This window comes from Cupriavidus basilensis, from assembly GCF_029335485.1.
In the GTDB taxonomy this organism is placed as follows: Bacteria; Pseudomonadota; Gammaproteobacteria; order Burkholderiales; family Burkholderiaceae; genus Cupriavidus; species Cupriavidus basilensis_E.
Genome location: NZ_JARJLM010000231.1, coordinates 1 through 4640, shown reverse-complemented (window position 1 = coordinate 4640; position 4640 = coordinate 1). Strand labels below are relative to the sequence as shown.

General features: G+C 67.5%; 4 protein-coding genes. 2 read left to right on the top strand and 2 right to left on the bottom strand.

Annotation, left to right across the window (positions count from 1 at the left end; all coding sequences use genetic code 11):
• Positions 1 to 22: 22 nt before the first annotated feature.
• Both P3W85_RS13440 and P3W85_RS13435 read left to right on the top strand, forming a co-directional pair.
• Positions 23 to 1345 carry a sigma-54 interaction domain-containing protein gene (locus P3W85_RS13440; RefSeq protein WP_430869541.1) on the top strand — a complete coding sequence of 441 codons (1323 nt, stop codon included), beginning with the start codon at positions 23 to 25 and terminating at the stop codon, positions 1343 to 1345.
• Between the two features lie 382 nt (positions 1346 to 1727).
• The gene (locus P3W85_RS13435; RefSeq protein WP_035813879.1) at positions 1728 to 2549 is read left to right on the top strand and encodes a sulfite exporter TauE/SafE family protein; all 822 of its coding nucleotides are present in this window, start codon (positions 1728 to 1730) and stop codon (positions 2547 to 2549) included.
• Between the two features lie 111 nt (positions 2550 to 2660).
• Here the strand turns inward: P3W85_RS13435 and P3W85_RS13430 are convergent, their stop codons facing one another.
• Together P3W85_RS13430 and P3W85_RS13425 are read right to left on the bottom strand one after the other, a co-directional pair.
• Positions 2661 to 3626 (bottom strand): tripartite tricarboxylate transporter substrate binding protein, encoded by a 966-nt coding sequence (locus P3W85_RS13430; protein WP_276265143.1) that lies wholly within the window; start codon positions 3624 to 3626, stop codon positions 2661 to 2663.
• A 25-nt stretch (positions 3627 to 3651) separates the two neighbouring features.
• Entirely contained in the window at positions 3652 to 4542 is an 891-nt protein-coding gene (locus P3W85_RS13425) for an amidohydrolase family protein (protein ID WP_276265142.1), read from the bottom strand.
• Positions 4543 to 4640 lie beyond the last annotated feature (98 nt).

Genomic DNA, 4640 nt, shown 5'->3' with positions numbered 1-4640 from the left:
CCCTCAAAACGCAGCCGCTTCGATGTCCGATCTTGGCGACTTGCGTTCCTCTGCCCAGGTGCAGGCGCTGATTTCCTTCCTGGAGCACGACGCCCAGCCGATGATCGTGCTCGATCCGGACTACAACATCCTGGCGGCGAATACGGCCTACCAGCGCCAGTTCGCTACAGTCGACCGGCCCTATATCGGCCACAAGTGCTATCGCGTCTCGCACCAGTACGACATGCCGTGCGATCTGGCCGGCGAGCACTGCCCCATGCGCCGGGCGCATGAGACCAAAGGGCCGAACCGCGTGCTGCACATCCACCACACGCCGCGCGGTCCCGCGCATGTCGATGTGGAACTGCGTCCCATCCTGAACGGCGCAGGGGAGGTGGTGGCCTATGTGGAGCGGCTCAGCACCGTGCGCAATGCTTCGGCGCAACCGAGCGCGGACGGCCTGGTGGGGCGCTCGCCGGTGTTCAATGCCGCGCTGGCCGATGTGCAGCGCGTCGCCCCGTCCATGCTGCCTGTGCTGCTGCTTGGCGAGTCCGGCACCGGCAAGGAACTGTTTGCCCGCGCCGTGCATGAAGCCAGCGAGCGCGCCAGCGGGCCCTTCGTGGTGGTGGATTGTTCCGGCCTGACCGAGACCCTGTTCGAAAGCGAGTTGTTTGGCTACGAGAAGGGCGCCTTTACCGGGGCCATGGCGCGCAAGAAGGGCCTGGTCGAGACCGCGCAGGGCGGCACGCTGTTTCTCGACGAGATCGGCGACGTGCCGCTGTCCATGCAGGTCAAATTGCTCCGGCTGATCGAGTCCGGCACGTTCCGCCGCGTTGGCAGCGTGGATACCCAGCGGGCCGATTTCCGGCTGGTCGCGGCCACGCACAAGCCGCTGGAACGGATGGTGGAGGAAGGGCAGTTCCGCCAGGACCTGTATTACCGCATCAGCGCGTTCCCCGTGCACCTGCCGCCGCTGCGCGACCGCCTGGGCGATATCCCCATGCTGGTGGAATCCATCCTCCAGCGCGGCGTTGCCTCCAGGAACCGGCTGAGCGTCGATCCCCAGGCCATGGCCCGCCTGCAGGCCCACCGCTGGCCCGGCAATATCCGCGAACTGCGCAACGTCCTCGAGCGCGCCCGCCTGTTTGCCGAGGGCGATGTCATCCGCACGGATGCGTTGCCGCCCGGGCTAGGGCAGACCCTGGCGCCGGCGCCGCTTCTGCCGGCCGCCGCCGCCGTGCTCACGGAAGCCGGGTTGCGCCAGCAGGCCGCCGCCTTCAGGGGAACGCGGCGGGAACTCGCCGCGGCGCTCGGCCTGAGCGAACGCACGCTGTACCGCCGCCTGAAGTCGCTCGGACTGGCCTGAGCGCGCCGGCCAGGCGGTCCGCGCCCTGCCAGTGCGTCTGCCAAACTGCCAGGCGCTGCCAGTCACTGCCAGTCGGCGCCCTGCCGCGCGGCAAGGGGGCAGGCCAAGTCGCTGATTCGATGTGCTTTTTTTCGGATGCGATCTCTGGCACGGTTCTTGATAGGTTCATGGCCCTGAGCCCGGATGATCGTCGGCTCCCGCGCCATTCTGCTGCCGGTCATTGCAGTGAAGGAGCTGTGCTGGCGGCGCTCTGGCTTTGGATTTCCGGGCAACGCCGATCTTCATGCCCATCCTTGTTTTCTACACCGGTTGGGCTTATCGCGTGATGCGCGGGAGCGCCCTTACAGATTCAGGCCAGGGGCCATATTGGAAGGATGGAGGAATGGAGAGTGTCGTTGCAACAAGTGCCGTGCTGGGCGGCGTCGTCGGGCTGATCCTGGCGCTGACCGGCGCGGGCGGGGCCATTCTTGCCGTTCCGCTGCTGCTGTTCGTGCTGCATCTCGGCATGGCCGAGGCGGGTCCGATCGCGTTGCTCGCGGTCGGCGTGTCGGCAGCCCTGGGCGCCGTGATCGGCTTGCGGGCGGGCATTGTGCGCTACCGCGCCGCCGCGTTGATGGCGGTGGCGGGCACCATCTGTTCGCCGCTGGGCCTGTGGCTGGCGCATAGATTGCCGAACCGGCCGCTGACGCTGCTCTTTGCCGGCGTGCTTGCCTTCGTATCCCTGCGGATGCTCAGGCAAGCCAGCGCACCAGCCCTCCAGGCCGCCGCGCCGTCCGGGCCGCCGCAGCCCTGCCAGCTCGACAGCGGGAGCGGCCGCTTCATCTGGACCGCGGCCTGCACGCGGGCACTGGCGGCCTCCGGCATCGGCGCGGGCTTCCTGTCCGGCCTGCTGGGCGTCGGTGGCGGCTTTGTCATCGTACCGGCGTTGAAGCGCGCAACCAATGCACCGATGCACGCGATCGTGGCAACGTCGCTCGCGGTGATCACCCTGGTGTCCGCCTCCGGCGTCATTTCCACCGCCCTGGCTGGGCGCATGAACTGGCATGTCGGCTTGCCGTTCGCCTTTGGCGCCCTCGGCGGCATGCTGCTCGGCCGCGTTTTTTCCAGTCGCGTCAGCGGGCCCCGGCTGCAGCAAGGTTTCGCCGTCGTTGCCGGACTGGTGTCCTTCGGCATGGTGGCCAAGGCCCTGTTTGGCGGCGCCTGACTGCCATTCCGGCGCTGCAGTTATCGTTGCAGCAGGGGGCCAGCGAACGCGCGCGGCAGGGCGGCGATGAGTCCCCGCCAGCCGGCACGATGCCGCCCGGCGGGGCCGGTCCTACTCGACCCGGATCCCGCGTGCCTTGACAAGTGCGTGCCAGCGCAATGATTCGGCCTGCACAAAGCGCTTGAAGGCTTCCGGAGCGTTTCCGACCGGGTCCACGCCGGTGTGCTGCAGCTTGGCGCGCACGCCCGGATCGGCGACCGCCTTCTGCACGGCGGCCGCGATGGCCTGCACGCGATCCTGTGCCGTGCCCTTGGGGACGAACACGCCGTTCCACTCGAGCACTTCATAGTCCGGCATGCCGCTTTCCGCAAGGGTTGGCGTATTGGGCAAGCCCGGTATCCGTTTCCTGGAGGTCACCGCGAGCGCCTTGAGCTTGCCGCTGGCAACGTATTGCAGCGTGGATGCCGAGTTGCCGAAATAAGTCGCGACCTGTCCCCCCATCACATCGGTGAGCGCTGGCGCGCCACCTTTGTATGGGATGTGGAGCAGTTCGATCTTCGCCTGCTCGTTGAACATCTCCGCGGCAAGATGCGATCCTGTCCCGGCGCCGGCGGATGCGTAGGTCAGCTTGCCGGGCGTCTTCTTCGCCGAGGCGATGAAGTCTGCGACCGTCTTGTAGGGGGCATTGGCGGCTACCACGAGGATCTGCGGCGCTGTCACCACCAGCGAGACCGGAATGAAGTCCCCGAGCGGATCGAATGGCAGCTTGCGCAATGCACCGTTTACCGCGAATGCCGATGCGTCGTAGAGCACGGTGTAGCCGTCAGGGGCGGCCTTCGCCACCGCGTCGGCGCCGATGACACCGCCGGCGCCCGGCTTGTTGTCGATCACGATGGTCTGCCCAAGGATTTCCCCCATTTTCTGCGCCACGATGCGCGCCGTATTGTCGGCGCCGCCGCCAGCCGAATAGGGCACCACCATGCGGATCGGTTTGTCCGGGAAGGCGATGGCGCCGAGCGGCACCAGGGCAGCCATGATCGTCAGGCCTTTGCAAAGGCCCAGCAAGGTCTTTCTCATATTGTCTCCTTTTGGTCTGGCCGGCTTACGCGGCCTGGAATCCATACAGCAAGGCAGGGTTGTCCACCAGTATCCTGCGGCGGGCCTCCCGGGTACCTGCCCAATGGGCAAGCAAGTCGTACAGCAGGGCGTCGTCGGGCTTGTGCCCCGTCTCGGTGGGGTGAGGCCAGTCGCTGCCCCAGACGAGCCGTTCCGGGGCAGCCCGCACCCATGCCTTCGCCACCGGATCGACGTCGGCATAATGCCGGGCGGCGCCCGCCAGGGAGTCGAGGTAGGCGCCAGACAGCTTCACCCAGGCCTTGCCGCGATCCAGCAGCTCGGACACGACCGCAAACGCCGGGTGTGCCGTTCCTCCGGGGAGCGGCATGCGGGCCAGGTGATCGAAGACCAGCGGCGTGCCCAGCCGCGACAGCAGGCCACGATGCGCGGCGATCTGGTCGGCGGTCCAATGCAGTTGCAGGTGCCAGCCGAGTTCGGCCACGCGGTTGGCGAGCAGCTCCACCATCTCGAAGCCGACGACGGCATGCGCCTCCGTATAGAGGGAGAAGCGTATGCCCCGGATACCTCCCGCATGGAGGGTGTGCAACGCCTCGTCCGTCACATCCGGGCGTACCACTGCAATGCCGCGGGTATTGGCGGGGCCCAGCCGCTGGATCGCATCGAGCGTACAGCTGTGGTCGGTCCAATAGCATCGCGGCTGTACCACGACCGCGCGGCTCGTGCCGAGCAGCGCCTGTATGCCGCGGTAGTCTTCCGCGGTCGCATCCGCCACAATCGGTGCAATGGCCGCGAAGCGCGCGTCGTAGATATGCAGATGGGCGTCGCAGGCATCCGCTACTGCCGCGCTGTGCGGCGCGGCGGTAGCCGAGCTGTTCGTCACCAGCGGGGCCGCGCCGCCATGGGTGAAATCAGGCATCCCGCCCCAGCCTGTCCGCGGCATCCCGGACCATGTCCCCGTGTTGATCGAGCACGGGTGCGGCGAACGGCTCCGGGCCGGGCGTGCGGTCAAGTTCG